Consider the following 26326-nt stretch of genomic DNA (forward strand, 5'->3'; position numbering starts at 1 on the left):
GTCCCACGGAAAGGACCCGCATGAACAGCACGTCCACACCTGTGGATTCACCCGCGCAGGACGTCTGGGAGGAACTCGTCACCACCGCCCTGCTCGGGACGGACCGGCGCACCCCGCCGGGCGCGGTTCCCGGCCGGGCGGCACCCGTCGCCCTGCTGGACGCGGCGGCGACGCAGACCGTACGGCGGCGGGCCGGGCTGCGGCCCGCCCCGGCGGCGGCGCGGCCGGACCCGGCGCCCGAGGATGCCCGTCCCGCCCTGCCCGCCGCCGCGGCCCGCAGGCTCTCGATGCTGCTGGCCGACCGTCCGGGCACGGGCGGCGGTGGCCGTCGCGGCACGGCGCCGGACCTCATGGAACTGCTGCCCCAGTGGCTGGCGACGGCGAACGCCCGCGGCTTCGCGGCACCCCCCGAGGTGCTGCCGGCGCTGTTGGACGCGGCCCGGGGACGTACGGACCTGCGGCCCGCGGCACTGGCGTTCGCGGGCCCGCGTGCCGTGTGGCTGGCCCGGCTGAACCCGGACTGGCGGTTCGCCCTGCGCGCGGCACCGGGAGGGGACCCGGCGCTGCCGCACCCGCGGGACACGGACCGGGTCCGGCAGCTGTGGCAGGAGGGCCTGTTCGCGGAGCGGGTCGCACTGCTCGCCGCGATACGGGCCCGTGAGCCCGCCGCCGCGCGGGAGCTGCTGGCGACGACGTGGGCGACGGAGCGGGCCGAGGACCGTCTGATGTTCCTGGACTCGCTGCGGACGGGTCTCGGCGCCGATGACGAGCCGTTCCTGGAGCAGGCGCTGGCCGACCGGAGCCGTAACGTCCGGGCGACCGCTGCCGAGTTGCTCTCCGCGCTGCCGGGCTCGGCGCTCGCCGCGCGGATGGCGTTCAGGGCGACGGCGTGCGTGGCCCTGGACCGTACGCGGGAGACACCGACGATCACCGTGGAGGCGCCGTTCGAGTGCGACGCGAGCATGGAGCGGGACGGTGTAGTGCTCAAGGCTCCGGCGGGACGGGGTGAACGGTCGTGGTGGTTCGGCCAGTTGGTGGAGGCGGCACCCCTGGGGACGTGGGCGGCGCGGCTCGGTGGGCGTTCGCCGCAGGAGATCGTGGCGCTGCCGGTGACGGACGACTGGCGGGCCGAGTTGCACGCGGCGTGGTGCCGGGCGGCCGTACGGCAGCGGGACGCGGCCTGGGCGCGTGCGCTGCTGGGAGCGCCCGGGGCGCCCGAGGCCGGGGGTCCCGGGGCGGTGTCCCTGGCCGAGCGCGCCAAGCTGCTCGGCACGCTGGGCTCCGCCGAGCGGGCCGACTGGGTGGCCGGGTTCATCGCGGCGCATGGGCTGTCGGAGGCGTTTCAGCTGCTCGGGGGGTGTGCGGTGCCGTGGGCGGAGCCGCTCGGGCGGGCTGTGGTGGACGCGCTCAACATCGCGCGGGACGCGGGGAGTTACCCATGGAGTTTCAGTGGAGTGATGGGGCTGGCGGAGCGGTGTCTCGATCCGTCCGAGGCGGGGCGGCTCGACGGGCTGCTGGCGGTGCCGGACGAGTCGGAGGACGCGAGCCCCGGGGCCGGCGGGTACTGGGCGGAGGCGTTCCAGCGGCTGGTGACGACGTTGCGGCTGCGGGCGGCGATGGCGCGGGAGTTGGGGGCGCTCTGACGGAGCCGGCCGGCGTCGGTCACGCCGGCCCGCCGTCTCGGATCGGCCTATGCCCCTGCCGGCTGCTGCACGTTGGCCCGGACCCAGTCCACGATCGCCTGTGTGGTCGCCCCCGGGGTGAAGATCTCCGCGACCCCCTTCTCCTTCAGCGGGGCGATGTCCGCCTCGGGAATGATCCCGCCGCCGAAGACGAGGATGTCCGCCGCGTCCCGCTCCTTGAGCAGGTCGATGACGGCGGCGAACAGCGTGTTGTGGGCGCCGGAGAGGATGGAGAGGCCGATCGCGTCGGCGTCCTCCTGGATCGCGGTGTCGACGATCTGCTCGGGCGTCTGGTGGAGCCCGGTGTAGATGACCTCCATACCGGCGTCGCGCAGCGCCCGCGCGATCACCTTGGCCCCGCGATCGTGTCCGTCGAGCCCCGGCTTGGCCACCACGACGCGGATCGGACCGGCTGCCACACCCATCACTGCCTCCATGAAGCGACTGCATCCATCCGTACCGACAAGTACCGAACATGCCATGTATGTCACCGCGACGGCGCCGATACGACCCGGACGTCCTCACACCACCTTGTGCGAGGAAGTGAACGAACGTTATCTCCACCATCCCGTAACCGGCAGTTTCGCGGTGCGGACCGAGGGGGAAATCACACGGAGGGACACGTTCGCCGCGCACCGTTCCGAGTCTTTGCGGCACACGGGCCGCAGCGGTACGCGGCCCCCGTACCGCAGTGGGAGCAAGCGCAACGGGAGCCGCAACGAGGTCGCCGTGCCACCGCGCCGCGGGCCGCGCGCCGGGGCGGTGCGGTGTACCGACGGTGGCACGAAGGGCACGCAGGGCAGGTAAGGCACGACAGCGGGGAGCCTCGTCGCCACACCGGCAGGGAGCCTCGCCAGGTCATCGGCGCACCACGCTCCACGCGCGCCGCTCGCCGAGCTCACCCCACGCGCCCTCCTCATGCCTCCTCGGTCGCCTCCGCCGCGGCCTCCCACGAGGGCACACGGGGGACAGAGCTGTCTTCACGTGTGCCGACAGGAGGTCGGCCATGAAGGTCACCAGGGCAGTGGCGCCCTTTCTTCCGCTCTGCCAGCGGCTGCTCCCGAGCAGAATTGCGGGCCTGTCCGCGGCTCTCCTGAGGGCGACCGCCCTGGAGATCGCGATCCTCGCCGGACACCTCCTCCTCTACCCCTCCGGTGTCCTGCAGGAGCGCCGGGCGCCGGCCGTCCCGCTCCCTTCCCCGGACGGCCCCGCCCAACTGCCGACGGAGGCCAAACCGCCGGTCGTCCTGCTGCACGGCTTCATCGACAACCGCTCGGTCTTCGTGCTGTTGCGCCGCAGCCTCCTCCAGCACGGCCACCGCCGGGTCGAGTCGCTGAACTACTCACCGTTGACGTGCGACATCCGCACCGCGGCCGAGCTGCTCGGCCGGCACATAGCGGAGATCTGCGAGCGCACGGGCAGCAGGCAGGTCGATGTCGTGGGGCACAGCCTGGGCGGACTGATAGCGCGGTACTACGTACAGTGTCTCGGCGGTGACCTGCGGGTACGCACCCTGGTCACGCTCGGTACCCCGCATTCCGGGACCCGGGTGGTGCCGCTGGCGGACGCGCACCCGATCGTGCGGCAGATGCGCCCCGGCTCGGACGTCCTCAAGGAGCTGACCCAGCCCGCGCCCGGCTGCCGTACGCACTTCGTGAGCTTCTGGAGCGACCTCGACCATCTGATGGACCCGCTGGAGACCGCCTGCATCGACCATCCCGACCTGATGGCGCAGAACGTCCAGGTGAGCGGGGTCGGGCATCTCGCCCTCCCGGTGCACCCGGCCGTCGCGACCGGGATACGGCAGGCCCTCGACACCTCACCGGCAGAAGCCACGTCCGCAGCCGAGGCCGGCGGTCTGACAGTGGCGTGACAGCCGCAGGACAGCCGTCCAACATCGAACAATCTTCGAACACAAGGCCAAACTCGCGCCCGCAGTCCCCCGAAACACGGCCGAATGCCCGTTTCCTGAAGGCGCGAAACCCGTTGAAGATTGTCGCGCCCGCATACCGGCGGGTACAGTCACCGCACTGCTCTGGCAGCCCCTGTTGTCGAGGCGAAAGAGAAGTTGGTGAACGATCCGTACCCGTCGGGGACCATGACCACCCCGGCCCCCGCTTCCGACACCTCGGCGCACTACACGTCGTACGGCACGCAGGAAGCCCAGTACGGTGACCACGCCACGTACGGTTACGACACGGGCGCCCACACCACCGCGCACTTCGACACGGACCCCCTGTTCGGCAGTCTCCCCGGCGAGAACACCGGGTCGTACGACGCCAGTCAGTGGGCCACGGACAGTCATCAGACCCTGAACTACGACGCGTACGCGGCCCAGCACCACGCCGCCTACGACACCGGCGCGTACGACACGACGGCCTGGACCGGCGAGCACCAGCAGCTCTCCGTGATCCCCCCGCAGGCCGGCGCGCCCGACGCGAGCGGCCAGTTGGACGCGAACGCCTGGCTCCAGCCCGACCAGTCCGGGGCCACCGCCGACCAGACCCAGCACTGGGAATGGGGCACGCAGGCCTTCGACACCGGCGCGTACGACGCCACGCAGTGGAACTCCGACGGCACCACGCCGGCCCACGAGGAGTCCGTCGACCACCAGTCGACAGCGATGTTCGAGCAGGTCACGTACGAGGAACCGGCCGCGCACGACGCCGAGTTGAGCGCCACCGGCGAACTGCCCGCCCTCTCCGAGGAGGACGCCGCCCCGCTCCTGGACGATCAGGAGGACGCCGCCCCGGCCCCGGGCTCACGCATGGCCGCCCGTAACGCGGGCCGTTCCCGGCGCCGTCCGCCCCCCAAGCGCTCCGCGCTGATGAAGATCGCCGTGCCCTCCGCTTGCGTCATGGGTGTCACCGGGATCGCCGCCGCCTCCGTCGGTGGCCTGAGCGACGACAAGAACACCTCGACGACCGCGTCCGACGTGACGACCAAGTCCGTCAAGCCGTCCGCCGCGAACAACAAGCTGGACACCCAGCTCGCGAGCCTCTCCGCGGGCGCCGACGACTTCGCCGACCGCGCCAGCCGTACGCAGGAGCGCATCGACCTCAAGGCCCAGCAGGTGGCCGAGAAGAAGAAGGCGGCGGAGGAGGCGGCCCGCAAGGAGCGGCTGCGCCCCAAGTTCGCGCTCCCGGTGGCTCGGCACGGCCTCAGCGCCTACTACGGGCAGGCCGGCGTCAACTGGATGTCCGTGCACACCGGCATCGACTTCCCGGTCTCCTACGGCACGACGGTGATGGCCGCGACCGACGGCACCGTGCGGACGCAGTGGAACAGCGCCTACGGCAACATGATGATCGTGACCGCGATGGACGGCACGGAGACGTGGTACTGCCACCTCTCCAGCTACCGCGTCGCCTCCGGTACGACCGTCAAGGCCGGCGACCCGATCGCGTACTCCGGCAACTCCGGCAACTCCACGGGACCGCACCTGCACTTCGAGGTCCGCCCTGCCGGCGGCTCGGCGATCGACCCGCTTCCGTGGCTGCGCAGCCACGGGCTGGACCCGACGTAAGACGTAAGGCGACAACTTCCCTGAGAGCCCCCGCACTTCACAGCAGCGGGGGCTCACTCATGGAACCGCCTGGAACGGCCCTCAGAGCTTCTCCACCGGCGCGTACCGCAGCAGCAGCCGCTTCGGCTTGGTGTCGCCGAAGTCGATCGTCGCCTCGGTGTTCGCGCCCGTGCCCTTCACCGATGTCACCGTGCCGAGCCCGAACTGGTCGTGCGTGACACGGTCCCCGACGGCCAGCGAGACGACCGGCTTGTCGGAGGCGCGGCTCGTGGCGAAGCCGGACGCGCCCCTCGCCGAGGAACGGGAGCGGGACGAGGACAGGGAGGCGGCCACTCCCGACGCGGGGCCGGAGGAGACCGGCGCGGTGGCACCCGTCCGCTTCCAGTCCACGTGCTGCTCCGGGATCTCCGACAGGAACCGCGAGGGCGGGTTGTAGGACGGCTGGCCCCACGCGCTGCGCAGCGCCGACCGCGTGAGGTACAGCCGCTCCCGCGCGCGCGTGATGCCGACGTACGCCAGGCGCCGCTCCTCCTCCAGCTCCTTTGTCTGGCCGAGGGAGCGCATGTGCGGGAAGACGCCGTCCTCCATGCCGGTCAGGAAGACGACCGGGAACTCAAGTCCCTTGGCGGTGTGCAGGGTCATCAGGGTGATGACGCCGGAGCCGTCCTCGTCCTCGTCGGGGATCTGGTCGGAGTCGGCGACGAGGGCGACCCGCTCGAGGAACGCGGCGAGACCGACCGGAGCCGCCGCCTCGCCTTCCGCGGCTTCCCCGGACTCCTGCTCGAACTCCAGGGCCACGGCGGCGAGTTCCTGGAGGTTCTCGATCCGGGTCTCGTCCTGCGGGTCGGTGGAGGCCTGCAACTCGGCCAGATAGCCGGTGCGTTCGAGCACCGCCTCCAGGACGGTCGCCGGGCCCGCGCCGGACTCGACGATCGTACGGAGCTCCTCCATCAGCACGTTGAACCGCTTCACGGCGTTCGTCGACCGCGCGGCCATGCCGTACGCCTCGTCGACCCGCTTCAGCGCCTGCGGGAAGCTGATCTTCTCGCGCTGGGACAGGGCGTCGATCATCGCCTCGGCGCGCTCGCCGATGCCGCGCTTGGGCACGTTGAGGATGCGGCGCAGCGGCACCGAGTCCTCGGGGTTGGCGAGGACACGCAGGTAGGCCAGGACGTCCCGGACCTCCTTGCGCTCGTAGAAGCGGACGCCGCCGACGACCTTGTAGGGCAGGCCGACGCGGATGAAGATCTCTTCGAAGACACGGGACTGGGCGTTGGTCCGGTAGAAGACGGCGACGTCGCCGGCCTTGGCGTCGCCCGAGTCCGTCAGTCGGTCTATCTCCTCGGCGACGAACTGCGCCTCGTCGTGCTCGGTGTCGGCGACATAGCCGGTGATGCGCGCGCCCGCGCCCGCGTTGGTCCACAGGTTCTTGGGGCGGCGGGACTCGTTGCGCTCGATGACCGCGTTGGCGGCGGACAGGATCGTCTGTGTGGAGCGGTAGTTCTGCTCCAGCAGGATCGTCGTCGCGTTCGGGTAGTCCTCCTCGAACTGGAGGATGTTGCGGATCGTCGCGCCGCGGAAGGCGTAGATCGACTGGTCGGCGTCGCCCACGACACACAGTTCGGCGGGCGGGAGGTCGAACTCGGCCGGGGGGACGTCGACGGGGTGCTCGTTCGTCCCCACGAGCTCGCGGACCAGCGTGTACTGGGCGTGGTTGGTGTCCTGGTACTCGTCGACGAGGACATGCCGGAAGCGGCGGTGGTAGTGCTCGGCGACGTCCGGGAAGGCGCGCAGCAGATTGACCGTGGTCATGATCAGGTCGTCGAAGTCGAGCGCGTTGGCCTCCCGCAGCCGCGCCTGGTACATGGCGTAGGCCTGGGCGAGGGTCTTCTCGAAGCCGTCGGTGGCCTGGGCGGCGAAGTCCTCCTCGTCGATGAGCTCGTTCTTGAGGTTGCTGATCTTGGCGCTGAAGGACTTGGGCGGGAAGCGCTTGGGGTCGAGGTCGAGGTCTCGGCAGACCAGGGCCATCAGACGCTTGGAGTCGGCCGCGTCGTAGATCGAGAACGACGACGTGAAGCCGAGCCTCTTGGATTCCCTCCGCAGGATCCGCACGCACGCGCTGTGGAACGTCATCACCCACATCGCGTTCGCGCGCGGGCCGACGAGCTGCTCGACGCGCTCCTTCATCTCGCCCGCGGCCTTGTTGGTGAAGGTGATCGCGAGGATCTGGCCCGGGTGGACATTCCGCTCGGCCAGCAGGTAGGCGATGCGGTGGGTGAGCACCCGCGTCTTGCCGGAGCCGGCGCCGGCCACGATGAGCAGCGGGGTGTCGGAGTGGACGACGGCCGCGCGCTGGTTCTCGTTGAGCCCCTCGATGAGCGCGGCCGCGTCCAGGACGGGGCGCGGGGCGCCGTCGCGGTAGTACGCGTCCCGGTCCGGCGGCACGTCGAACCTGCCGCCGAACAGGTCGTCCGGAACGGGTTCCGGTACGTGCTCGTCCTCGGGCGGTGGCGGGGGCTCTTCCTCGCGGCCCTTAGGGGCCTGGAGGTCCGCCAGGAAGCTGTCGTCAAAGAGGCTGCTCATCGCTCTCCGAGTCTAGGGCTCCCCACTGACACCCCGCCGCCGCCCCGAGAACATGGGCCGGTCTCGTCACCCTCCATCACCGTCCCGCCACGCTTCGCGACGGAACGGGCGGAGGCGTACACCTTGCGCCCACAATGCGCACAAGTCGTTGTAGATCACTCTGTATGCACCATCGCGAGCAACGCCCTGATCCAAGGTCACGAAAATGTATCGGGCCTATCGGACATCAACCTTCACAGGGGCCACACCCGTTGGCTACCGTGCCGGAAGGCCGTACGACCCCCACCGGCGAACGTCGCCGGGCCGCGCGGCCTCCGCCGAATCCGGAGCGCCGCCGCGCACCCGGAACCGGGGACCCACCGAACTTGGGGTGAATCGGCCGACTCCCTCGCCGGGAAGGGCCGTAGGGCAACCCTTCCGAACCACCCGCCCGAACCCGACAGCTAACTCGGTAGGCGGAGCATGGAAGGAGTCGCCGACCTTGGCGTCGCACCGCAAGCCGCCTCCCCCGGGTACGCGCGTAGCCGGCATACGCACACCCGCTCTCGCCACGGCCGCCCTCACCTCCGTGGCCCTGCTCTCCCAGACGGCCACCGCCGCGCCCTCGACCGATGACAAGCCGAGCATCGAGGAAGTCGAGAAGAAGGTCGACGACCTCTACCGCCAGGCGGAGTCGGCGACCGAGAAGTACAACTCGGCCAAGGAGAAGACCTCCAAGCAGCGCAAGGAGGTCGACACCCTCCTCGACGACGTCGCCCAGCGCACCCAGAAGCTCAACGAGGCCCGCGAGGAGCTCGGTTCCTTCGCCGCGGCCCAGTACCGCACCGGCGCCTCCGCGCCCGACACCGCGACCTTCCTGCTCGCGGACTCCCCGCAGGACTACTTCGACCAGACGCAGCTGATGGGCCGTATGACGTCCCGCCAGAAGGACGCGGTCGACGACTACGTCACCGAGCAGTCCGCGACGATGAAGAAGCGCCAGGAGGCCACCGACAGCCTCGAGACGCTCTCAGAGTCGCAGGGCGACCTGAAGACCGCCAAGGCGACCGTCCAGCGGAAGCTGTCCGCCGCGCGCGAGCTGCTGTCGCAGCTGACCGCCGAGGAGAAGGCGCGCCTCGCGGCGATCGAGAAGAAGAAGCAGGAGGAGGCCGCCCGCAAGGCCGCCGAGCTGGCGAAGCAGCAAGCGGCCGAGCAGAAGGCTGCGGAGGAGTCGGCCGCGGCCGAGGGGTCGGCGGGCAGCTCGTCGTCGACCTCGGAAGCCTCGGAGGCATCGGACTCCTCGTACGCCACGAAGGCCGAGAAGGCCCTCGCCTTCGCCCGCTCACAGGTCGGCAAGCCGTACGTCTGGGGCGCCACCGGCCCCGACTCCTACGACTGCTCCGGCCTCACCCAGGCCGCCTGGAACGCCGCCGGCATCTCCCTCCCCCGCACCACCTACGACCAGGTGAACGCCGGCACCACGGTCACCCTCGCCAACGCCCGGCCCGGCGACCTCGTCTTCTTCTACGACGACGTCACCCACGTCGGCATCTACATCGGCAACGGCAAGATGATCCACGCGCCGAAGCCGGGGGCGTACGTGCGCGAGGAGTCCATCTACTACGACGGTGAGTCGGCGATCCACAGCGTCGTACGGCCGGCCTGACGCGCGGCAGGGCCCTGGCGTCAGTGACCTCCCCGGTTCTCGACGCAGGGCCCCTCACCGGGCTGGGGCTCGGCGTAGACGCCGTGCACCTCGCCGGTCAGCTCGTCCTTCGTCACCCGTCCGGAGACGCACACCACGCCCGTGTAGACGGCGTAGTACCCGTTCCCGACGGAGACCCCGTGCTTCTCGCCGCACCCGACCCGCCGCAGCGCCGCCTCGACCCGCTCGTCGCCGAAGACACCGAACTCCCCCGACCCGCCTTCCTTCCGGACCTTCGCCAGCTCCGCGAGGATCAGCTCGGCCGACGCCTGCCCACTGGCCTGCTGCTCGGCGCTCAAGGACGCCTGCATGCGGTACGCGTGGTTGTCGGCGTAGTTGGGGGGAGCGTCCCCGGGTCCGTCCTGCCGCTCTCCGGCCGTGTCCGAGGCGGAGGGTGAGGGGGAGGAAGGCAGGGCGGTGGGCGTCGCCGTGGACTGCGCGCACTTCGGCGTGGGCGGAGAGGAGTAGGTCGGCGTGGCCGACCGAGCGGCACCGGCCCCATCGGCCGCCCCACCTCTTTGACTCCCGCATGCGGTGAGGGCGACCGCCACAAGGGCGAGGGCAACTGATCGTCTGAGAGCCATGCCCGGAGTCTGGCGCCCGACGACGGGGGTTGTCATGAGCGGAGCTACTCAGACGACTGGCAGATCTGTCCCGGCGTCGGGCGGTAAAGGCCCAGGTGGGAGGGTTTCGGTGTGATCCGGGGTGGGACACATCTGCCATTCACTCCACACACCTACGCACCGGCCCGCGCCTCCTCCGCTGCCTGCGCCCGCGCGTATTCGCGCGCGCCCGGCTCGCGCGCCCCGCCCCCGAGCCGGGCCGCGCTCCTTAGCATCGCCCCATGTCCGGCGCCTCCCCCCGCTCCCCTCGCTCCGCCCTCCGCGCCTGGTGGGACCGGCGGCCGCCCGCTGCCGGGGCTGCCGTGATGGCGACCGGCATCGTGTCCGTGGGGCTGCATCTGACGGGGTACGAGACTCTGTCGCGGATCGCCCTCGCGCTGGCCGGCGTCGCATGGGCCGCGTTGGCCGCCGACTTCGCCGTACGGCTGCTGTGGGACCGGGCGGGGTGGGTGGCGCAGGCCGAGACGCCGGGCGCGCTCACCGCCGTAGCGGCTACGGCCGTGCTCGGTACCCGTGTGTCGCGCTCGGCCGGCAGCAGCTCGCCGAGGCGCTGCTCGCGCTCGCGGCGCTGTTGTGGCCGGTGCTGATCGCGCTGGTCATGACGCACTGGACGCGGCGGATGCCGGGGACGGTTTTCCTGGCCTGCGTCGCCACGCAGGGTCTCGCGGTGCTCGGCGCCACGCTCGCCGCGGCCGAATCGACGGCGTGGCTCGCCCACGCGGCGCTCGTGCTGTTCTGGCTCGGCCTCGTGCTCTACGGCCTCGCCCTGGCCCGCTTCGACCCGCGGCAGGTGACCGCGGGCGCCGGGGACCACTGGGTGGCCGGCGGGGCGCTCGCCATCTCTGCGCTCGCCGGGTCGAAACTCGTCGCGGCCGACAGCGGCCCGCTGTACCTGTGGAACGACGACGACAGCGGCGTCCTGCGGGCCGTGACGGTCGCGCTGCTCGTGCTCGACCTGGCCTGGTACGTCGTCCTGCTCGTCGCGGAGGCGCTGAAGCCCCGGCCGCGCTACGAAGTGCGCCGCTGGTCGACCGTGTTCCCGATGGGCATGTCAGCGGCGGCGACGCTGTCCGTCGCCGCCGCCCTCGACGTGTCCTGGCTCAGGACACCCGGTCAGGTGCTGCTGTGGATCGCGGTGGCGGCCTGGCTCGCCGTCGCCGCGGGTGCCGTCGCGTCGGCGCGCGCCGGACTCAGGTCCCTCAGGTCCACAGCACCGCGATGAAGATGTCCGCGACGGTCAGCGCGCCCACCAGTCCGAACAGCCCCTTCTCCACCTTCTCGTCGTCCCGCTTCACATAGACGAGGCCGAGGATCACCACCAGCAGGGCCAGCTTGATGCCGATCTTGACGTTGTTGACGGACTGGTCGTCCGCCTGGTTGAGGCCGACCAGGATCACCCCGGTGACCAGCATGGTGAGCGCGCCGTGCAGCATCGCCGGGACGAAGCGGGCGGTGCCCTGACCCATGGCCTTCATCTGGGTGAGGAATCCGCCGAGCAACGAGGCGATGCCGATGATGTGCAGGCCCACGAAGAGGTGGATGAGTACGTCCATGAGGCCGGAGCCTAATCAGGGACACTTGAGTCGCCCTACACCGCCCTGCCCCTTCCGCCACGATCCCGCACATACGTGATCTTGCATATATGCGGCCCATAGCACCCCGTCACCTCCCCCCGTCCCGGAATCCGCACTTCGGTCATCACCCTGCGTGAAGCCGACGGCGTGCGAACGGAATCACGGTCACATGCGGTCACCCGGCGGTCCCCTGAGACCAGTTCCGCGCAACCCGTTACCCCCACGACACCGCGAGGTTTAGCGTCCTCCACCAGGTGACCGGCTCCCCACCGCCGCCCGGGCCAGGGGCGGCAGTCGGACACCACCGCCGAGAAGGTCCGGCGGCGGCCCGCTCCCCCTGTGCGGGCCGCCGCCGGACGCGTGAACCGTCCCGGGCGGTCGTACCGCGGACCAGGCGGTCGTACGAAAGGACGTGCAGTCCACGTGGCAGCGCACCGCAAGCCCAGGCAGCGCTCGGCCGGCGGCAATACGGTCCGTACGGCGGCGACGATCGCCCTGGCGGGCGCGGCGACCGCGACCGGCTTCGACGGGACCGGGTATGCCGAGCCGAGTCTGACACCGGCGCAGGTCAAGGCGAAGGTGGACAAGCTGTACCAGGAGGCGGAGGTCGCCACCGAGAAGTACAACGGCGCGAAGGAGAAGGCGGAGGGGGCCGAGGGGCGGCTGAGGGCGCTGCGGGACGAGGCGGCGCGCAAGACGGACAAGCTCAACTCCGCGCGGGACGCGCTGGGTTCGATGGCGGCGGCACAGTACCGCGACGGAGGCCTGGACCCCGCGCTGCAACTGGCGCTCTCCGGCGACCCCGACCGCTATCTCGAGGGCGCCGAGTTCGTCGAGCGCGCGGGCACCCGGCAGGCGGCTTCCGTCGCGAGCGTGCGCGGACAGCTGCGGGAGATCGAGCAGTTGCGTGGTGCCGCCCATATCGAGCTGGCCTCGCTCAGGTCGCGGCAGGCGGAGCTGAAGCGGCACAAGAAGACCGTCACCGGAAAGCTGGACGCGGCGCGCCGACTGCTGGCACAGCTGCCGACCGAGGAACGCACCGGCGATGTGGAGCGCGCCTCGCGCTCCGCCGGCTCCGGTGCCCGCGACGGCCTGACCTCCGCGGGCACCGTACCGGCCCCCAACTCCCGTGCCGCGGCCGCCGTTTCGTACGCCTCCTCGAAGCTCGGCAGCCCCTATGTCTGGGGCGCCACCGGCCCCGACGCCTTCGACTGCTCGGGGCTGATGCAGGCGGCCTACCGCTCCGCCGGCATCTCCCTCCCGCGCACGACGTACGCCCAGATCGACACCGGCCGCCGCGTCGCCCGCTCCGAACTCCTCCCGGGCGACCTGGTGTTCTTCTACTCCGCCATCAGCCACGTCGGCATCTACATCGGCAACGGCCAGATGATCCACGCCCCGAACCCCTCGGCGCCGGTGCGCGTCGCGCCGATCGACGAGATGCCCTTCGCGGGGGCCACGCGGGTGGTCTGAGCGGCTGCCGTCACGTGGCGAACGTGAACTTCTCGACCGGTGCCCCTTCCTCGCCGCTGTTGGGCACGCGCTCCATGCAACCGAGGCCCAGCGACTCCACGGCGGTGGTCTTCTCGCCCGCCCGGAAGAGGAAGAGGCCCGCGTACGCCTTCTTGCCGGGCTCGATCGTGGCGACCGCCTGCGGCTTCGACTCCATCGGAGCGAGCGGGTTCTCGGTCTCGTCGCCGAGGTGCACCCGCGGGTAGTGGTAGATGGTGCAGGCCGTGTCGCCGGCGTTGGTGGCGGTGATGAGGAGGTGCCGGACCTCGTCGTGCGGGTAGACCGACGTGGCGATCGAGAGGTCGGGGGCGGCGCACGCTCGAGTGGCGTCCTCACCGCTGCCGCCGCTGGGGGAGGCCGAGCCGCCGGGCGTGGCGGAGTCGGCCGCGGTCGGACTCGCGGACGGGGTGGCGTCCGCCTTGTCGTCGGTGCCGCCCCCCGGCTCGCACGCCGTGGACGCCAGGAGCACGGCGACGGCCACTGCCCCCAAGGTGTACGCCTTCCAACTCTTGCGGGCAGCGCCCGTGGTGATCTCCCGCGCTGTCGTCACGGATCATGGACGGCACCGTTCCGTGCCGCTGTCACGGCATCGTCCACAGCCCGCCGGCCGCGAACCTGCGACGCGCCCGGCCTCACACCAGCCGTCGAGCCGTGGCCCAGCGAGTCAGCTCGTGCCGGTTCGACAGCTGCAACTTCCGCAGCACCGCCGACACATGGGACTCGACCGTCTTCACCGAGATGAAGAGCTGCTTGGCGATCTCCTTGTACGCGTACCCTCGCGCGATCAGCCGCAGCACCTCCCGCTCCCGCTGCGTCAGACGGTCGAGGTCCTCGTCCACCGGCGGCGCGTCCGTGGAAGCGAAGGCATCCAGTACGAACCCGGCGAGCCTCGGCGAGAACACCGCGTCGCCGTCCTGGACACGGAACACGGAGTCGACCAGATCCGTACCGGTGATCGTCTTGGTGACATACCCCCGCGCGCCGCCCCGGATCACACCGATCACATCCTCCGCCGCGTCCGAGACGGACAGGGCGAGGAAACGCACCGGCTGTTCGGCGTCGGCCATCAACGGGGCGCAGCGGCGCAGGACTTCGACACCGCCGCCACCCGGGAGGTGGACGTCGAGAAGGACCACCTCGGGCCGGGTCGCGGTGATGACGGTGACCGCCTGGTCGACGTCCGCGGCCTCACCGACGACCTCGACACCGGTCTCCTCGGTCCGCCCGATCTCGGCCTGTACGCCCGTTCGGAACATGCGGTGGTCGTCGACGAGGACCACGCGCACCCTGCGCCCCTCCGCGCTGTCGGTGGCCTCCGCCGTACCGTTCGCCTCGTCGCTCATGACGTCTTCTCCGCCCTCTCCATCTCCAGCTCGACCTCCGTGCCGCCGTCCGGCACCGCGCGCAGCCGCGCCGTACCGCCGTTGCGCTCCATGCGGCCGATGATCGATTCTCTGACACCCATCCGGTCGGCGGGTATCGAGTCGAGGTCGAAGCCCGGACCGCGGTCCCGGACCGACACGAAGACCGTCCGTCCCTCGACTTCGGCGAAGACCTGAACCGCGCCGCCCTCGCCACCGTACTTGGCGGCGTTCACCATCGCCTCGCGCGCGGCCTGCATCTGCGGACCGATCCTCTCGTCGAGAGGGCAGTCCCCGACTATGACGACCTCTATGGGGACGCCGTGCTTGTCCTCGACCTCGGCGGCATTGCGCCGCACCGCGTCGGCGAGGGTCGTGGGTTCGTCGGCCTCGTCCTTGCCGGTGCCCTCGGGTTTGTAGAGCCAGGTGCGCAGGTCGCGCTCCTGGGCGCGGGCGAGGCGCCGCACCTCGCTCGCGTTCTCCGCGTTGCGCTGGATCAGGGTGAGGGTGTGCAGCACGGAGTCGTGGACATGGGCGGCGACCTCGGCGCGCTCCTGGGCGCGGATGCGCATCAGGCGCTCCTCGGAGAGGTCCTGCGTCATGCGCACGAGGTAGGGGCCGGCGAGGAGCGTTATGCCGACGAGGACCGCGAGCGCCGCCTGCAGGACCGAGCCGAGGTGGGCCGCGGAGCCCTGTAGGACGAAGATGCCGGAGACGCCTGCGGTGACCAGCAGGACGCCGCCCGCGGCGCGCAGCAGGCTGAGGGTGCGCTTGCGGCGGCCGACCTCGACCCAGCGGGCCCGGCGGGCGTTGTCGGCCTGGCGCCAGACCAGGGCCACGCCGGCGCCCACCAGCACGGCGGGCCACAGGTAGGCCTTGGCGCCGGTGCCGAGATTGACGTTGCCCACGAAGACCATGGCCACGACGACCATGAGGAGCAGGGCGACGATCTGTCCCTTGTCGGGCCTGCGGGCGACGAGTCTGCGGCGGCCGTCCGGCGAGGTCTCGGTGGAGACGAGGGACGGCGTCCGCTGCCCGCCGACCCCACCCACGCCGAGCGGCACGAAGAACCAGAACGCCGCGTACAACAGGGCACCGAGCCCGTCCGCCATGAACAGGCCCACGAAGACGAGCCGCACCCAGATGACGGGCAGCCCGAGATGCCCGGCGAGCCCCCGCGCCACACCACCGAGCCAGCGTCCGTCACTGCTGCGGTAGAGCTTGCGCGGCGGCCGCGGTTCGACGAGTGGAGCTGCTGCGGCTTCCGGCATGCCATCGATGTTCACACGGCGGGCGGGCGGGGGCATCAGGGTCGGCCCCCTAGACGCCCCTGATCTTCGAAACGTGCAGAAACGTCGGGCCGTCGAACGCTTCCCCGGCGCCGGCTCAGGGGCGATATCAGGGTCCGGCCAGGGTCGTTCCGACTCCCGCCGGGGCGGCTCGCCCGTCACCATGGACACATGACAGATCACCAGCACGCCGCGGACCCGGCGCCCGACGAGGGTGCCTCGTCCGCCGCGCCTCCCGCGACCGCCGCGGGTGAGGATTCGCGCGCGCAGGTGCGGGCGGGTGCGCGGACGGAAACGGGTACGGCCGACCGGCCGGGCCGGGCCCACGGCACGCCCGGCGGCGGCCCGGCCGGTGGAGGCGTCGAGGCACCCGGCGAGGCCGGGACCGCCGCGCCGCCCGCGAGGTTCCGGCGCGACCGGCGGTTCAAGGTGCTGGCCGGGGTGTGCGCGGGGCTCGGACGGCAGTGCGACCTGGACCCGGTGATCTTCCGCATCACGCTCGCCGTCCTCTCCGCGACCGGCGGCATCGGCCTCATCTTCTACGGCTTCGCCTGGCTCCTCGTCCCGTACGAGGACGAGGAGGAGAACGAGGTCCGCAAGCTGCTGACCGGCCGCGTCGACGGCCAGGCCCTGACGGCCGTGCTGTTCGCGCTGGTCGGCTGCGGGGTGTTCCTGACGATGCTGAACAACGGCGGGGTGCTCACCTTCGCCGTCGTCCTCTCCCTCCTCCTCGCCGGCGCCGGGTACTGGGCCCGCCACCGCGGCGCCCCCGACACCGACCCGCTGGCCGCGCAGGCCGTCGCCGACGCCCCGCCGGAGGCCCAGGCACCGCCGGTCGGCCCCGGATACCCGTCCTGGTGGCGCGAACCCATCGTCAAGGACGGCACGCACGAGGGCGGCACCGGCTATCTGTGGGGCCCCCGCGACTCCCGCGACCGGGACATCGCGGCGGCCGTCAACATCGGCCTCGGCAGATACGACGGGGCGCGCGCCGCCACCCGCACCGCCCGCCCACAGCCACCGAAACCGCGTGGCCCTCGCTGGATCGGCGGCTGGGTCTTCCTGTTCGCCCTGCTCGCGGGTGGTCTCGGCACCGGCCTGACGTGGGACGGGCACCCGCTCGGCACCAGCCTCCAGACCGGCCTGTCCTGCGCCCTCATCGTCATCGGCCTCGGCATCGCGATCAGTTCCTTCCTCGGGCGTACCGGGGCGGGCTCGATCTTCCTGGCGGTGATCACGGCGGGACTCCTCGCCGGTTCGGCCGCGCTGCCCAAGGACATCGGCACGCACTGGATCGAGAGGACCTGGCGCCCCGCCGCGGTCGCGGACGTCCAGCCCGCGTACGACCTGGGCACCGGCGTCGGCACGCTGGATCTGACGGGGCTGGACCTCGCCGAGGGACAGACGGTGACCGCCCGGGCCGAGGTGGGCGTGGGCAAGCTGAAGGTGGTCGTACCGAAGGACGCGACCGTGAAGGTCAGCATCGACGTGGGCGTGGGCGACATCCAGCTCCCGGGCGACGACCAGCAGGACGTGGACGTGGAACCGGGCAAGCACAAGGAGATCACCCTGACACCCCCCAAGGGCACCAGATCCGCCGGCACCCTCGACCTCGACCTCCAGGTCGGGGCCGGCCAAGCGGAGGTGAGCCGTGCTACGTCATGAGTTCCGCCCCGGCAAACTGCTCGCCGGCCTCTTCCTGACCCTGGCCGGCATCATCTACGCCGGCGACGCGGGGGGCGCCTGGGAGACCCCGTGGTTCGCGGTCATCCCCATCGTCACGGGTGGCCTCTGCCTGGCCGCCGCGACGGGCCTCGCGACGCGCGCGTTCCGCCGACGGCGTGCGGGGGGTGGGGCGAGCGCGGGTGCGGTGGGCGAGTCGGAGGGGGCGGGCTGACCGAGGGGGCGGCGCGGCCGGGCCCCGGCCCCCTGCGCCGTCGTCCGGCTAGTAGGCCGCCGCCGCCCGTCCCCGTCGTCGGGACCGCCAGGCCGCGTCGAGCGAGAAGTTCGGGGCACCTGCGAGGACCAGGGGGATCCAGGCCATCAGGTAGGCGAGGTCGTTGCCGTAGTAGTACGGGTCCGAGGCCCAGCTCATCGTCAGCCAGAGGCTCAGGGAGATCAGGGCTCCGCCGAGGGCGGCCAGGCGGGCGAGGAGGCCGAGGAGGGTGGCGATGCCGACGGCCAGTTCGCCGAGGGCGATGGCGTAGCCGAAGCCGACGGGGCTCTTCAGGGCCATGTCGATCATGTCGGGGATCGCCGCGGAGCCCCGGACGTTGCGCATCTGATCGCCGATGGAGCCGGGCCCGGAGGCCTTCATGAAGGCGCTGTCGGTGAGTTTGTCCAGGCCGGCGTAGATGAAGGTGACGCCGAGGAAGAGGCGCAGCGGGAGCAGGGCGTAACGGGTGGCGGTGTCCCGCCAGCTCCGTCCGCCGTCGTAGTAGGGGGTGTGCGTGTCCGTACGGAAGCTGTGCGTCATCGCTCCGAGCCGCCTCTCACCCAGCGTGCCGTGACCCCTCAGAAGACGATACGCACGAACGGGAAAAGCCGCTCAATGCCGACGCGACCGTTTTCCGCGGCTCGGGCCCAGGGAGGTGGTGGCGTCGCGGCAGGGGACAAGCCGCCCACGCCACTGCCCACGGCCCCCCGCCCACCCCTCAGTCCGTCACATCGATCCCGTACCGATTCGTTTCCACCCCCGCCGCGGTGACCACCTGCACCTCCACCCGTCCGGGTTCCACATCCGCCGGTACCGGCACCGTCAGGACCGCGTCCGTCGGGTTGCTGAAGCCTCCGTTCACCGGGACGAGGGGGACGTGGACGTGGACGGTGCCGACGCGGACCGTCATACGGGACAAGCGCTCGGCGCCCTGCGCGCCCGGGGGGACGAAACCGGCGCCGCGGATCTCGATGTCGTCGCCCGTGCGGATCGGCGCGTCGAGGTCGCCGGCCTCGCGGGCGCGGACGACGGAGAGGATGACCGGGCGGCCGCCCTCGGCGTATTTGCCGGCCACGTAGGTGGCTGCCGAGATGAGGACGACCACCGCCAGGCCCCAGGGGAGGTCGGGGAGTTGGTCGGGGCGGCGGGCGAGGCGGACCGCCGCGAACAGCAGGGCGACGGTGCTGATGACGACGTACTGGATGTCGGCGAAGGTGCCCCGGCCCGCGTCGTCCGTCAGGAGGTCGGCGGCGCGCGGGCGGTCGGCGCGTACCTTCTGCAACCGCTGTCCCAGGACGCGCAGGCCGACCACGCGCCGCACCAGGACCGCGATGGCGCACACCACGGCGAGGACCGTCACCACGCCCGCGCCGCGGTCGAGGTCGAAGCCGGAGATCAGGGTGTCGCGCTCGGCGGGGTCGGAGGCGGCGGCGAGGCGGCCGACCAGGACCAGCACGGCGTACGCCACGAAGAGCACCCAGGCCACGGCCACCGCGCGCGAGGTGGACAGGCGGTTGTCCTCGCCGATCACGGGCGCGAGCGCGCCGCCCCGGGCCCGGTGGAACCAGGACGCTGCGGTCAGCGCGCCGGCCGTCAGCAGCGCGGCCAGCAGACCGGCGGTCCGGGCCGAGGTCCAGCCCGCGCCGATCGCCGTCAGCGCCTGGACCAGCAGCAGGAGGACCACACCGGCCCACACCGTGCACGCGGTCCGGCTCCACATCCGGGCCAGCCAGGCCTCGCCCTCGGCGCGACCGCGCTCGGCGACGACTTCCGCTGACTGCGTCAGCTCCTCCGACACCCACTGGCGGGAGGCGGAGGCCGAGTGGGCCACAGCGGCCGGCAACCCCTGTCCGGCGGCGAACTCGTCCCGTTTCAGCACGAATTCGGCGACCGCCCGCCGATGCCCCGCCCGCGCCCCGTGCGGACAGTCCCCGCAGGTGCAGCCGCCCCCGTGAGCGCCCGCTTCCACGCTCTGTCTCGCCTCCTGCACCGCCACGTCCGACGCCTGCCTTCCCCGCGATTCCCACGCGCTGCGGCCCTGCCGAAGCCCCGGCGGACCGCTCTGCAACTCCCGTGCGATGACAGCGAATTGTGCCCTACGCCACTGGGCGCCGGTCCGGCAGGTCTGGTCAGGGCGGGGTGAAGACCGCACCGCCGTGTTGACCCGGCTGCGAGAATTTCCCTATGGCCGAGATCATCCAGCGCGACGGGACCTGGGCCTTCGACGGCGCAACCGTCAGGATCACGCCGGGACTCCACCGCTCCGTGCCGCTGTTCCGGCAGACGTACGGCGAGATCGCCGTACCCCTGGAGGCTGTCTCGGGCGTGGTCTACGAACCCGAACGCAAGCGCGGGCGGCTGCGGATGCGGCTGCGCGAGGGGGCGGATCCGCTGCTCCACGCGACGGGCGGACGGCTGCCGGACCCCGCGGACCCCTACCGGCTGTTGGTGGACATCGACCGCTCGGGGGTCGCCGAGTACATGGCGGAGGAGATCCGCCGGGCGCTGCTGCTCGACCAGGTCCCCAAAGAGCCGACGAAGACGTATCTGCTGGCCGGTCCGCCGGTCCCGGTCTCGGTGCGCTCCTCCGACGGCACGGTCTCCTTCGACGGTCTCCAGGTCCGTATCGACTGGTCGGACACCTCCGACCGGGTCAAACGCGCGACCGGGCCGCGGATCATCGCCATCGACGACGTCGTGGGGGTCGAATGGCTGCCCAACTCCGGCTACGAGGACGGCTTCCTGCGCTTCGTGACCCGTGAGACGGCGTTCTCCAAACTGCCGCCGGAGAAGGACCCGTACGCCCTCGATCTGTGGGGCAGCGCCCGCCGCGACCTGCTCACGGCCCTGGTCGCCACCGCGGTCACCGCCCGTCTCCCGCACCCCTCCACCCGCACCGGCAACGACCTCGCCGAGGGCCGCCCCGCCCGGCTCCCGGCGGCCGTCCCGCCCCAGGCCGACCATCACGACGTACTCCTGCGCAGGCTCCGGGAGCTGGGCGAGCTGCACCGCGACGGGGTCCTCACGGACGAGGAGTTCGCGATGACCAAGGCGGCCGTGCTCCGGGGCTTCTGAGAGCCCCCGTCGGCATGGGGGCTCAGCTCAGCAGATCCGGCTCGCTGCGACTGATGTCCTGCCACAACGGCTGGTAGTTGATCCACGCCACCAGGTCCCCGCCCAGCTGCTCCCGCGTCGCCACCGCCGCCTTGTGCTCGATGAGAACCGGGCGGCCGGCCGCCCTGGCCGTCAGCTGGACCTGCGAGGACCGCTCCATGGACAGGAACCACCAGGCCGCCGCGTCCACCGAGTCCCCCACGGTCAGCAGGCCGTGGTTGCGCAGCACCAGGCCCTTGCGGCAGTCGAGCGCGGCGGCGATCCGCCGGCCCTCGGCGGCGTCGACGGCGACACCCGAGTAGGCGTCGTAGACGGCGTGGTCCTCGTAGAACGCGCAGCTCTCCTGGGTGATCGGGTCCAGGAGTTCCCCCAGGGCGGCCAGCGCGCGGCCGTGCACGGAGTGGCAGTGGGCGACCGCGACGACGTCGGGGCGGGCGGCGTGGACCTGGGCGTGGACGGTGAACGCGGCCTGGTTGACGTGGTAGCGGCCCTCGATGACCTGCCCCTCGGAGTTGGCGAGGACCAGATCGCTCACCGTCACATGCCTGAAGGGCATCCCGAAGGGGTTGACCCAGAAGCAGTCGGTGAATTCCGGGTCGCGCGCGGTGATGTGCCCGGACACCCCGTCCTCGAAGCCCATCCTCCCGAAGATCCGCAGCGCCCCCGCGAGCCGTTCCTTGCGGTGCCGGCGCTCGTCCTCGACCGCGTCGTGCATCGGCGGCATCGCGAACTGGAGGCTGTCCGTGGGCAGGGGTGTCGGCGGGTTGGGCCCATACGTCCCGTGCATCTGTCCTCCAGCACTGGGGTTGCTTTACGGGGCGGAAGTTACCGCCGGTCAGCGCAGGAGAACAGAGCCGTTATGAAAAGATGACGTGCGCGATCGATCCGGCGACGCCACTTCGCGCAATACGGACAGCAGATGTCGGGTATGAGCGCCAGACTCGCCGTATGACAGCAAACTGGGCGGCTTTCACCACCGCCGAACCCGACTTCGCCCAGCGCGTCGAGGAACGCTTCGGCGCCTTCACCCACCACACCCTCGCGACGCTCCGCAAGGACGGCTCCCCGCGCACCAGCGGCCTGGAGGTCCGTTTCCTGAACGGCGAGCTCTGGCTCGGCATGATGCCGGACTCGCGCAAGGCGCTCGACCTGCTCCGCGACGCCCGCTTCGCGCTCCAGGCGAACCCCGGTGAGGGACAGAGCATGGGCGGCGGGGACGTCCGGATCAGCGGACGGGCGATCGAGGTGGTCGACGCCGGGACGAAGGCCGGATACGGCGAAGAGGTGGAACCGCCGGAGCCGTTCCACCTCTTCCGCACCGAGCTGACGGAGGTCGTACGGACCTACGTCGAGGACGACAAGTACCTGGTCGTCCAGGTCTGGAAGCCCGGTGAGCCGGTGCGCACGATCAGGCGCACCTAGGGCTTACTCCCACTCGATGGTGCCCGGCGGCTTCGACGTCACGTCGAGGACCACGCGGTTGACGTCGGCCACCTCGTTCGTGATCCGCGTCGAGATCTTCGCCAGCACCTCGTACGGCAGTCGCGACCAGTCGGCGGTCATGGCGTCCTCGGAGGACACCGGGCGCAGCACGATCGGGTGGCCGTACGTGCGGCCGTCGCCCTGGACGCCGACGCTGCGGACGTCCGCGAGCAGCACCACCGGACACTGCCAGATGTCCCGGTCGAGGCCGGCCGCGGTCAGCTCCTCGCGGGCGATGGCGTCCGCGTCGCGGAGCAGGTCGAGCCGCTCCTTGGTGACCTCGCCGACGATCCGGATGCCGAGACCCGGGCCGGGGAACGGCTGGCGCTGGACGATCTCCTCCGGCAGGCCCAGCTCCTGGCCGACCATCCGGACCTCGTCCTTGAACAGCTTGCGCAGCGGTTCGATCAGCTGGAACTCGAGGTCCTCGGGGAGGCCGCCGACGTTGTGGTGGGACTTGATGTTGGCGGTACCGGTGCCGCCACCGGACTCGACCACGTCGGGGTAGAGGGTGCCCTGGACGAGGAACTCCACCGCCGGGCCCTCGTCCGCGATGATCTCGGCCTGCGCCTGCTCGAAGACCCGGATGAACTCCCGGCCGATGATCTTCCGCTTCTCCTCGGGGTCCGAGACGCCCTTGAGCGCGGTCAGGAAGCGCTCCTCCGCGTCGACGACGACCAGCTTGACGCCGGTCGCGGCCACGAAGTCCTTCTCGACCTGCTCGGTCTCGCCCTTGCGCATCAGACCGTGGTCGACGTACACGCAGGTCAGCTGGTCGCCGATGGCGCGTGCGACGAGGGCCGCGGCCACCGCGGAGTCGACACCGCCGGACAGACCGCAGATGGCGCGCTTGTCGCCGACCTGCTCACGGATGGCCGTGACCTGCTCCTCGATCACATTGCCCGTGGTCCAGGACGGGGTCAGGCCCGCGCCCCGGTACAGAAAGTGCTCCAGGACCTGCTGGCCGTGCGTGGAGTGCATGACCTCGGGGTGGTACTGGACGCCGTAGAGCTTCTTCTCGTCGTTCTCGAAGGCGGCGACCGGGACGACGTCCGTGGCGGCCGTGACGGAGAAGCCCTCGGGGGCGGCGGAGCAGGCGTCGCCGTGGGACATCCAGACGGACTGCTCATCGGGGGTGCCCTCGAAGAGCGTCGAACCGGACCGCGACACATGGAGCGGCGTACGGCCGTACTCACGGGCGCCGGTGTTGTCGACCGTGCCGCCGAGGGTCGTGGCCATCAGCTGGAAGCCGTAGCACATGCCGAAGACGGGGACGCCGGCCTCGAAGAGCTCGCGGTCCAGGCGCGGGGCGCCCTCCGCGTAGACCGAGGAGGGGCCGCCGGAGAGGATGATCGCCGCCGGGTTCTTGGCGAGCATCTCCGCGACCGGCATGGTGCTCGGCACGATCTCGCTGTAGACCCGGGCCTCGCGGACACGGCGGGCGATGAGCTGGGCGTACTGCGCGCCGAAGTCGACGACCAGGACGGTGTCGGGGGCGGCGGCGGGGGTCGCTGATGACACGGGTTGCCTTCCGGCGTGAGCGAGGTGTGTGTGGGGCCGAGTCTACCGGGCGCGGCGGGGCCGGTCCCGGGGCAAGCCCTGTCTCACGATGCGAACCGGGTTGGACGCCCCCGCGGGGCGCGGCATACTGCTCCCATGCTCACGCACCCGACCTTCCTCTTTACCTATGGCACCCGGCCCGCCGGCTGCCATGGTCATGCTGCTTGAGCTACTGACAAGCGACTTCCCAGGCGCCCCGGGCCGACAAGGTCCGGGGCGCCTGTCGTTTCCTCCGGACCCTGCCGCTCCGGGGCACCTCGACCCCTTCCAGACGAGGAGCCCCCTATGACCGCCATCGACGTGACCGGCGCCCGTACCTCCGAGGCCGCGGACGTGATCACCGGCGCCCGTGAGCGCATCGACGCGCTCGACGACCGGATCATCGGTCTGATCCAGGAACGGATGGCCGTGTCCGCCGTCATCCAGGAGGCGCGGATCACCTCCGGCGGCCGGCGCGTGAACCTCTCCCGCGAGATGGAGGTCCTCAACCACTACAGCGAGGCGCTGGGCAGGCCGGGCACCTCCCTCGCGATGACCCTTCTCGAACTGTGCCGCGGTCGCATCTGAGTTCGAGCCCCGCCTCACCCGTACGGCGCGTGACCGGGACGCGGACCGCTTCGTTGGTGGGGTGTCCGCGCCAGCCAGGGGCGGACCCGAAAGAACCACGCGTGGCTCGCTGGGGCGATGAGACGTACGGATCGTGCCGTGCGTCGTGGGACCTCGTTCCAGGTAAGTGACCGGACGGCAGGGGACAGCAGCCCGGTCACCCAAGAACGGCCGGCTCCGGGGACGCCCGGGGCCGGCCGACGGAAAAGTGCACAACGAGTACAGGCAAAGTACGGGAACACGTACAAGCCCGGGCCGAACGGTTGCGGTGGCCGGGTCCATCCAGCACGATGCCTACAAAGCCCAAGTCCCCTCGCAGACAACCACATTGCCTTTGTCCTCCCGCATTGCCAGAGGTCGAGACCAGCCGTGCGCCCCGACTGCGCCGGGGCGCCGACCCAGGCACGCGAGGCAAGCGGCGCAACCCCCCGGCGCCGCTCCCAGGCACCGGTGCTGCCCTGACGCCGGTGCTGACGAAAGAAGGGCCCCGCGGCTCCGTCCCGCGGGGCCCTTCGCCGTGCCCCGGCCCTGCCCACCTCGGACCGCTGCGTCAGACGCGGGAGACCGTCCCGCAGTCCTGCCCCTGACGGATGTCCGTGCTGCGGTCGTACGGGTCCGACGTCGGGCCCGAGGGGGGCGCGCTCGTCGGGGCGTCCGAGGGGAACTGCGGGTGGAACCAGCCGTCGTGGGCGCCGCAGGCCGAGTTGCCGGCGTCCCGGTCGTGGCGCAGGACGGTGAGCTTGCCGGGTGTGATGTCGTACCTGGCCGGGTCGGAGAGTTCGACGTCGAGGACGCGGCGGACAATAGTGCGGGTCACCTCGGGCGAGCCGTCGGCGCGGACCACCGGGTAGACGAAGGTGTAGTCGGCGTGGACGGCGACGGCGGCGCCCTCGCCCGCCTCGAACGACATCCGGCCGCGGACCTTCACGACATCACCGACCGGCCGGACCTCGTCCGGGTCGAAGCGGGTGAACATCGACAGCGGGTCGTGCTTCTCGTCCGGCTCGCTCAGGGCGGTCTTCAGCCCCGAGAGGACGTCCTTCTGCTTCGGGTCCAATACGTTGAGCGCCGCCTCGGGGCGTTCGCCGCGCAGTGTCGCCGGGTCGAGGTTCGAGGAGATCAGCAGTTCCCTGGTCAGCCGAAGGGCCTGGGCGACCTCCGCCTTCGACCGTCCGCCGACCGCTTCCGCCTTCGGTGCGAGGATGCCGGCCTTGCCGTCGGCCCAGCGCTTGGCCGGGGAGCCGGCGAACGGATCGTCCAGGGTGGGTGTCGCCGGGGCCGCGGCGGAGGGCGGGGCAGTGGGGGCCGCGGTCTCCTCGGGGAGCGGTGACCCGGCGGCGGAGTCGGAGGTCCCGCTGCCGAAGGGGTCGCCCGGCAGCAGCGACGGCTTCAGCGCCACGACGGCCACGACGAGGGCGAGGAGCAGACCGAGGGCCGTCCACACCCGTCGGCCGCGCCTCTTCTCCTGGAGCGGCGGACCCGAACGCCAGCTCTCGGGCGTTTCACCGCGGGCCTCCTGCTGCCGCAGGCGCTCGGTCACCATGCGGGCGCGCGCGGAGGGCTCCTTCGGGGCCTCCCGCTCGCTGGCGCGGGTGAACTGTTCCCAGACGTCGTCGGGGACTTCGGGGGTCGAGGAGGAGTCCTCGGACGGCTTGTCAGACACGACGGCAGTTCTATGGGCTGAGAAAGCACTTTCACAAGCGCAATCCGAATGTGACTCAGGCCACATAAGGTTTCTGTGAATGCGGGGGCAACCATTCACAGGCTTCGCGAATCAAACCAGGCGAACCACGG

The 26326-nt window shown here is 71.4% G+C and carries 22 protein-coding genes, 1 pseudogene and 1 riboswitch; of the genes and pseudogenes, 11 read left to right on the forward strand and 12 right to left on the reverse strand.

Annotated elements, in window-relative coordinates; translation table 11 throughout:
* Positions 1–20: 20 nt before the first annotated feature.
* On the forward strand, positions 21–1643 hold the full coding sequence (locus tag QF037_RS19190) for a DUF5691 domain-containing protein (RefSeq protein WP_307026913.1): 1623 nt from the start codon (positions 21–23) through the stop codon (positions 1641–1643).
* A gap of 47 nt (positions 1644–1690) precedes the next feature.
* On the opposite strand, the gene QF037_RS19195 is transcribed toward QF037_RS19190, so the two are convergent.
* The gene (locus QF037_RS19195) at positions 1691–2107 is read right to left on the reverse strand and encodes a cobalamin B12-binding domain-containing protein (protein ID WP_046261573.1); all 417 of its coding nucleotides are present in this window, start codon (positions 2105–2107) and stop codon (positions 1691–1693) included.
* 581 nt (positions 2108–2688) lie between these two features.
* Between QF037_RS19195 and QF037_RS19200 the strand changes: the two genes are divergently transcribed.
* Together QF037_RS19200 and QF037_RS19205 are read left to right on the forward strand one after the other, a co-directional pair.
* Positions 2689–3555 carry a lipase family alpha/beta hydrolase gene (locus tag QF037_RS19200; RefSeq protein ID WP_307026915.1) on the forward strand — a complete coding sequence of 289 codons (867 nt, stop codon included), beginning with the start codon at positions 2689–2691 and terminating at the stop codon, positions 3553–3555.
* A 225-nt stretch (positions 3556–3780) separates the two neighbouring features.
* A complete protein-coding gene (locus QF037_RS19205; RefSeq protein WP_307037254.1) occupies positions 3781–5208 on the forward strand; it encodes a M23 family metallopeptidase in 1428 nt (475 codons plus the stop codon).
* An 81-nt stretch (positions 5209–5289) separates the two neighbouring features.
* Here the strand turns inward: QF037_RS19205 and pcrA are convergent, their stop codons facing one another.
* Positions 5290–7791, reverse strand: coding sequence for a DNA helicase PcrA (gene pcrA / locus QF037_RS19210; protein ID WP_307026917.1), 2502 nt, complete (start codon positions 7789–7791; stop codon positions 5290–5292).
* Between the two features lie 305 nt (positions 7792–8096).
* Positions 8097–8264: riboswitch (cyclic di-AMP (ydaO/yuaA leader) on the forward strand.
* Between the two features lie 8 nt (positions 8265–8272).
* Here pcrA and QF037_RS19215 point away from each other — a divergent pair.
* The gene (locus QF037_RS19215; RefSeq protein WP_307026919.1) at positions 8273–9436 is read left to right on the forward strand and encodes a C40 family peptidase; all 1164 of its coding nucleotides are present in this window, start codon (positions 8273–8275) and stop codon (positions 9434–9436) included.
* Positions 9437–9456: 20 nt separating this feature from the next.
* Here the strand turns inward: QF037_RS19215 and QF037_RS19220 are convergent, their stop codons facing one another.
* Positions 9457–10059: a hypothetical protein gene (locus QF037_RS19220; protein WP_307026921.1), complete on the reverse strand. Its 603-nt coding sequence runs from the start codon at positions 10057–10059 to the stop codon at positions 9457–9459.
* Positions 10060–10319: 260 nt separating this feature from the next.
* Between QF037_RS19220 and QF037_RS19225 the strand changes: the two are divergent.
* A pseudogene (locus QF037_RS19225) lies at positions 10320–11320 on the forward strand (tellurite resistance/C4-dicarboxylate transporter family protein).
* Here the strand turns inward: QF037_RS19225 and QF037_RS19230 are convergent.
* Positions 11298–11651, reverse strand: coding sequence for a hypothetical protein (locus QF037_RS19230; RefSeq protein ID WP_307026923.1), 354 nt, complete (start codon positions 11649–11651; stop codon positions 11298–11300). The pseudogene QF037_RS19225 and the gene QF037_RS19230 sit on opposite strands and share 23 nt — an antisense overlap.
* 444 nt (positions 11652–12095) lie before the next feature.
* Between QF037_RS19230 and QF037_RS19235 the strand changes: the two genes are divergently transcribed.
* On the forward strand, positions 12096–13145 hold the full coding sequence (locus QF037_RS19235) for a C40 family peptidase (RefSeq protein ID WP_307026925.1): 1050 nt from the start codon (positions 12096–12098) through the stop codon (positions 13143–13145).
* Positions 13146–13155: 10 nt separating this feature from the next.
* On the opposite strand, the gene QF037_RS19240 is transcribed toward QF037_RS19235, so the two are convergent.
* The 3 genes from QF037_RS19240 to QF037_RS19250 all read right to left on the reverse strand — a co-directional run bounded on the left by QF037_RS19240 (position 13156) and on the right by QF037_RS19250 (position 15816).
* Positions 13156–13734 carry a DUF4232 domain-containing protein gene (locus tag QF037_RS19240; RefSeq protein ID WP_307026927.1) on the reverse strand — a complete coding sequence of 193 codons (579 nt, stop codon included), beginning with the start codon at positions 13732–13734 and terminating at the stop codon, positions 13156–13158.
* Positions 13735–13816: 82 nt separating this feature from the next.
* Positions 13817–14527, reverse strand: coding sequence for a LuxR C-terminal-related transcriptional regulator (locus tag QF037_RS19245; RefSeq protein ID WP_307026929.1), 711 nt, complete (start codon positions 14525–14527; stop codon positions 13817–13819).
* Entirely contained in the window at positions 14524–15816 is a 1293-nt protein-coding gene (locus tag QF037_RS19250; RefSeq protein ID WP_307026931.1) for an ATP-binding protein, read from the reverse strand. The genes QF037_RS19245 and QF037_RS19250 overlap by 4 nt, the downstream gene beginning before the upstream one ends.
* A gap of 189 nt (positions 15817–16005) precedes the next feature.
* On the opposite strand from QF037_RS19250, the gene QF037_RS19255 reads away from it, so the two are divergent.
* Together QF037_RS19255 and QF037_RS19260 are read left to right on the forward strand one after the other, a co-directional pair.
* Positions 16006–17499, forward strand: coding sequence for a PspC domain-containing protein (locus QF037_RS19255; RefSeq protein ID WP_307026933.1), 1494 nt, complete (start codon positions 16006–16008; stop codon positions 17497–17499).
* A complete protein-coding gene (locus QF037_RS19260) occupies positions 17486–17731 on the forward strand; it encodes a hypothetical protein (protein WP_307026934.1) in 246 nt (81 codons plus the stop codon). Before QF037_RS19255 ends, QF037_RS19260 begins: the two co-directional genes overlap by 14 nt.
* A gap of 48 nt (positions 17732–17779) precedes the next feature.
* Here QF037_RS19260 and QF037_RS19265 read toward each other — a convergent pair whose 3' ends face one another.
* Both QF037_RS19265 and QF037_RS19270 read right to left on the reverse strand, forming a co-directional pair.
* Positions 17780–18310: a DoxX family membrane protein gene (locus tag QF037_RS19265; protein ID WP_307026935.1), complete on the reverse strand. Its 531-nt coding sequence runs from the start codon at positions 18308–18310 to the stop codon at positions 17780–17782.
* 178 nt (positions 18311–18488) lie between these two features.
* Positions 18489–19766 (reverse strand): hypothetical protein, encoded by a 1278-nt coding sequence (locus QF037_RS19270; RefSeq protein WP_307026937.1) that lies wholly within the window; start codon positions 19764–19766, stop codon positions 18489–18491.
* 188 nt (positions 19767–19954) lie between these two features.
* Here QF037_RS19270 and QF037_RS19275 point away from each other — a divergent pair, with 188 nt between their 5' ends.
* On the forward strand, positions 19955–20845 hold the full coding sequence (locus QF037_RS19275; RefSeq protein WP_307026938.1) for a DUF4429 domain-containing protein: 891 nt from the start codon (positions 19955–19957) through the stop codon (positions 20843–20845).
* 22 nt (positions 20846–20867) lie between these two features.
* Here QF037_RS19275 and QF037_RS19280 read toward each other — a convergent pair whose 3' ends face one another.
* Positions 20868–21671: a class II aldolase/adducin family protein gene (locus tag QF037_RS19280; RefSeq protein WP_307026940.1), complete on the reverse strand. Its 804-nt coding sequence runs from the start codon at positions 21669–21671 to the stop codon at positions 20868–20870.
* A 161-nt stretch (positions 21672–21832) separates the two neighbouring features.
* Between QF037_RS19280 and QF037_RS19285 the strand changes: the two genes are divergently transcribed.
* Complete coding sequence (locus tag QF037_RS19285; RefSeq protein ID WP_307026941.1) at positions 21833–22306, forward strand: pyridoxamine 5'-phosphate oxidase family protein; 474 nt, start codon at positions 21833–21835, stop codon at positions 22304–22306.
* Positions 22307–22309: 3 nt separating this feature from the next.
* Here QF037_RS19285 and guaA read toward each other — a convergent pair whose 3' ends face one another.
* The gene (gene guaA, locus QF037_RS19290) at positions 22310–23887 is read right to left on the reverse strand and encodes a glutamine-hydrolyzing GMP synthase (RefSeq protein ID WP_307026943.1); all 1578 of its coding nucleotides are present in this window, start codon (positions 23885–23887) and stop codon (positions 22310–22312) included.
* Positions 23888–24211: 324 nt separating this feature from the next.
* On the opposite strand from guaA, the gene QF037_RS19295 reads away from it, so the two are divergent.
* Entirely contained in the window at positions 24212–24493 is a 282-nt protein-coding gene (locus tag QF037_RS19295) for a chorismate mutase (RefSeq protein ID WP_046261633.1), read from the forward strand.
* Positions 24494–25082: 589 nt separating this feature from the next.
* Here the strand turns inward: QF037_RS19295 and QF037_RS19300 are convergent.
* Positions 25083–26195, reverse strand: a complete 1113-nt coding sequence (locus tag QF037_RS19300; RefSeq protein ID WP_307026946.1) for a hypothetical protein — start codon at positions 26193–26195, stop codon at positions 25083–25085.
* Between the last annotated feature and the right edge of the window lie 131 nt (positions 26196–26326).

Origin of the sequence: Streptomyces canus (assembly GCF_030815415.1) — a bacterium.
GTDB classification, from domain to species: Bacteria; Actinomycetota; Actinomycetes; order Streptomycetales; family Streptomycetaceae; genus Streptomyces; species Streptomyces canus_F.

What these genes read in the sequence shown, in the direction of transcription:
- QF037_RS19190 (WP_307026913.1), top strand. Translation starts at nt 21, where the DNA reads ATGAACAGCACGTCCACACCTGTGGATTCACCCGCGCAGGACGTCTGG.
- QF037_RS19195 (WP_046261573.1), bottom strand. Translation starts at nt 2,107, where the DNA reads ATGGGTGTGGCAGCCGGTCCGATCCGCGTCGTGGTGGCCAAGCCGGGG.
- QF037_RS19200 (WP_307026915.1), top strand. Translation starts at nt 2,689, where the DNA reads ATGAAGGTCACCAGGGCAGTGGCGCCCTTTCTTCCGCTCTGCCAGCGG.
- QF037_RS19205 (WP_307037254.1), top strand. Translation starts at nt 3,781, where the DNA reads ATGACCACCCCGGCCCCCGCTTCCGACACCTCGGCGCACTACACGTCG.
- pcrA (WP_307026917.1), bottom strand. Translation starts at nt 7,791, where the DNA reads ATGAGCAGCCTCTTTGACGACAGCTTCCTGGCGGACCTCCAGGCCCCT.
- QF037_RS19220 (WP_307026921.1), bottom strand. Translation starts at nt 10,059, where the DNA reads ATGGCTCTCAGACGATCAGTTGCCCTCGCCCTTGTGGCGGTCGCCCTC.
- QF037_RS19230 (WP_307026923.1), bottom strand. Translation starts at nt 11,651, where the DNA reads ATGGACGTACTCATCCACCTCTTCGTGGGCCTGCACATCATCGGCATC.
- QF037_RS19245 (WP_307026929.1), bottom strand. Translation starts at nt 14,527, where the DNA reads ATGAGCGACGAGGCGAACGGTACGGCGGAGGCCACCGACAGCGCGGAG.
- QF037_RS19250 (WP_307026931.1), bottom strand. Translation starts at nt 15,816, where the DNA reads ATGCCGGAAGCCGCAGCAGCTCCACTCGTCGAACCGCGGCCGCCGCGC.
- QF037_RS19255 (WP_307026933.1), top strand. Translation starts at nt 16,006, where the DNA reads ATGACAGATCACCAGCACGCCGCGGACCCGGCGCCCGACGAGGGTGCC.
- QF037_RS19265 (WP_307026935.1), bottom strand. Translation starts at nt 18,310, where the DNA reads ATGACGCACAGCTTCCGTACGGACACGCACACCCCCTACTACGACGGC.
- QF037_RS19275 (WP_307026938.1), top strand. Translation starts at nt 19,955, where the DNA reads ATGGCCGAGATCATCCAGCGCGACGGGACCTGGGCCTTCGACGGCGCA.
- QF037_RS19280 (WP_307026940.1), bottom strand. Translation starts at nt 21,671, where the DNA reads ATGCACGGGACGTATGGGCCCAACCCGCCGACACCCCTGCCCACGGAC.
- QF037_RS19285 (WP_307026941.1), top strand. Translation starts at nt 21,833, where the DNA reads ATGACAGCAAACTGGGCGGCTTTCACCACCGCCGAACCCGACTTCGCC.
- QF037_RS19295 (WP_046261633.1), top strand. Translation starts at nt 24,212, where the DNA reads ATGACCGCCATCGACGTGACCGGCGCCCGTACCTCCGAGGCCGCGGAC.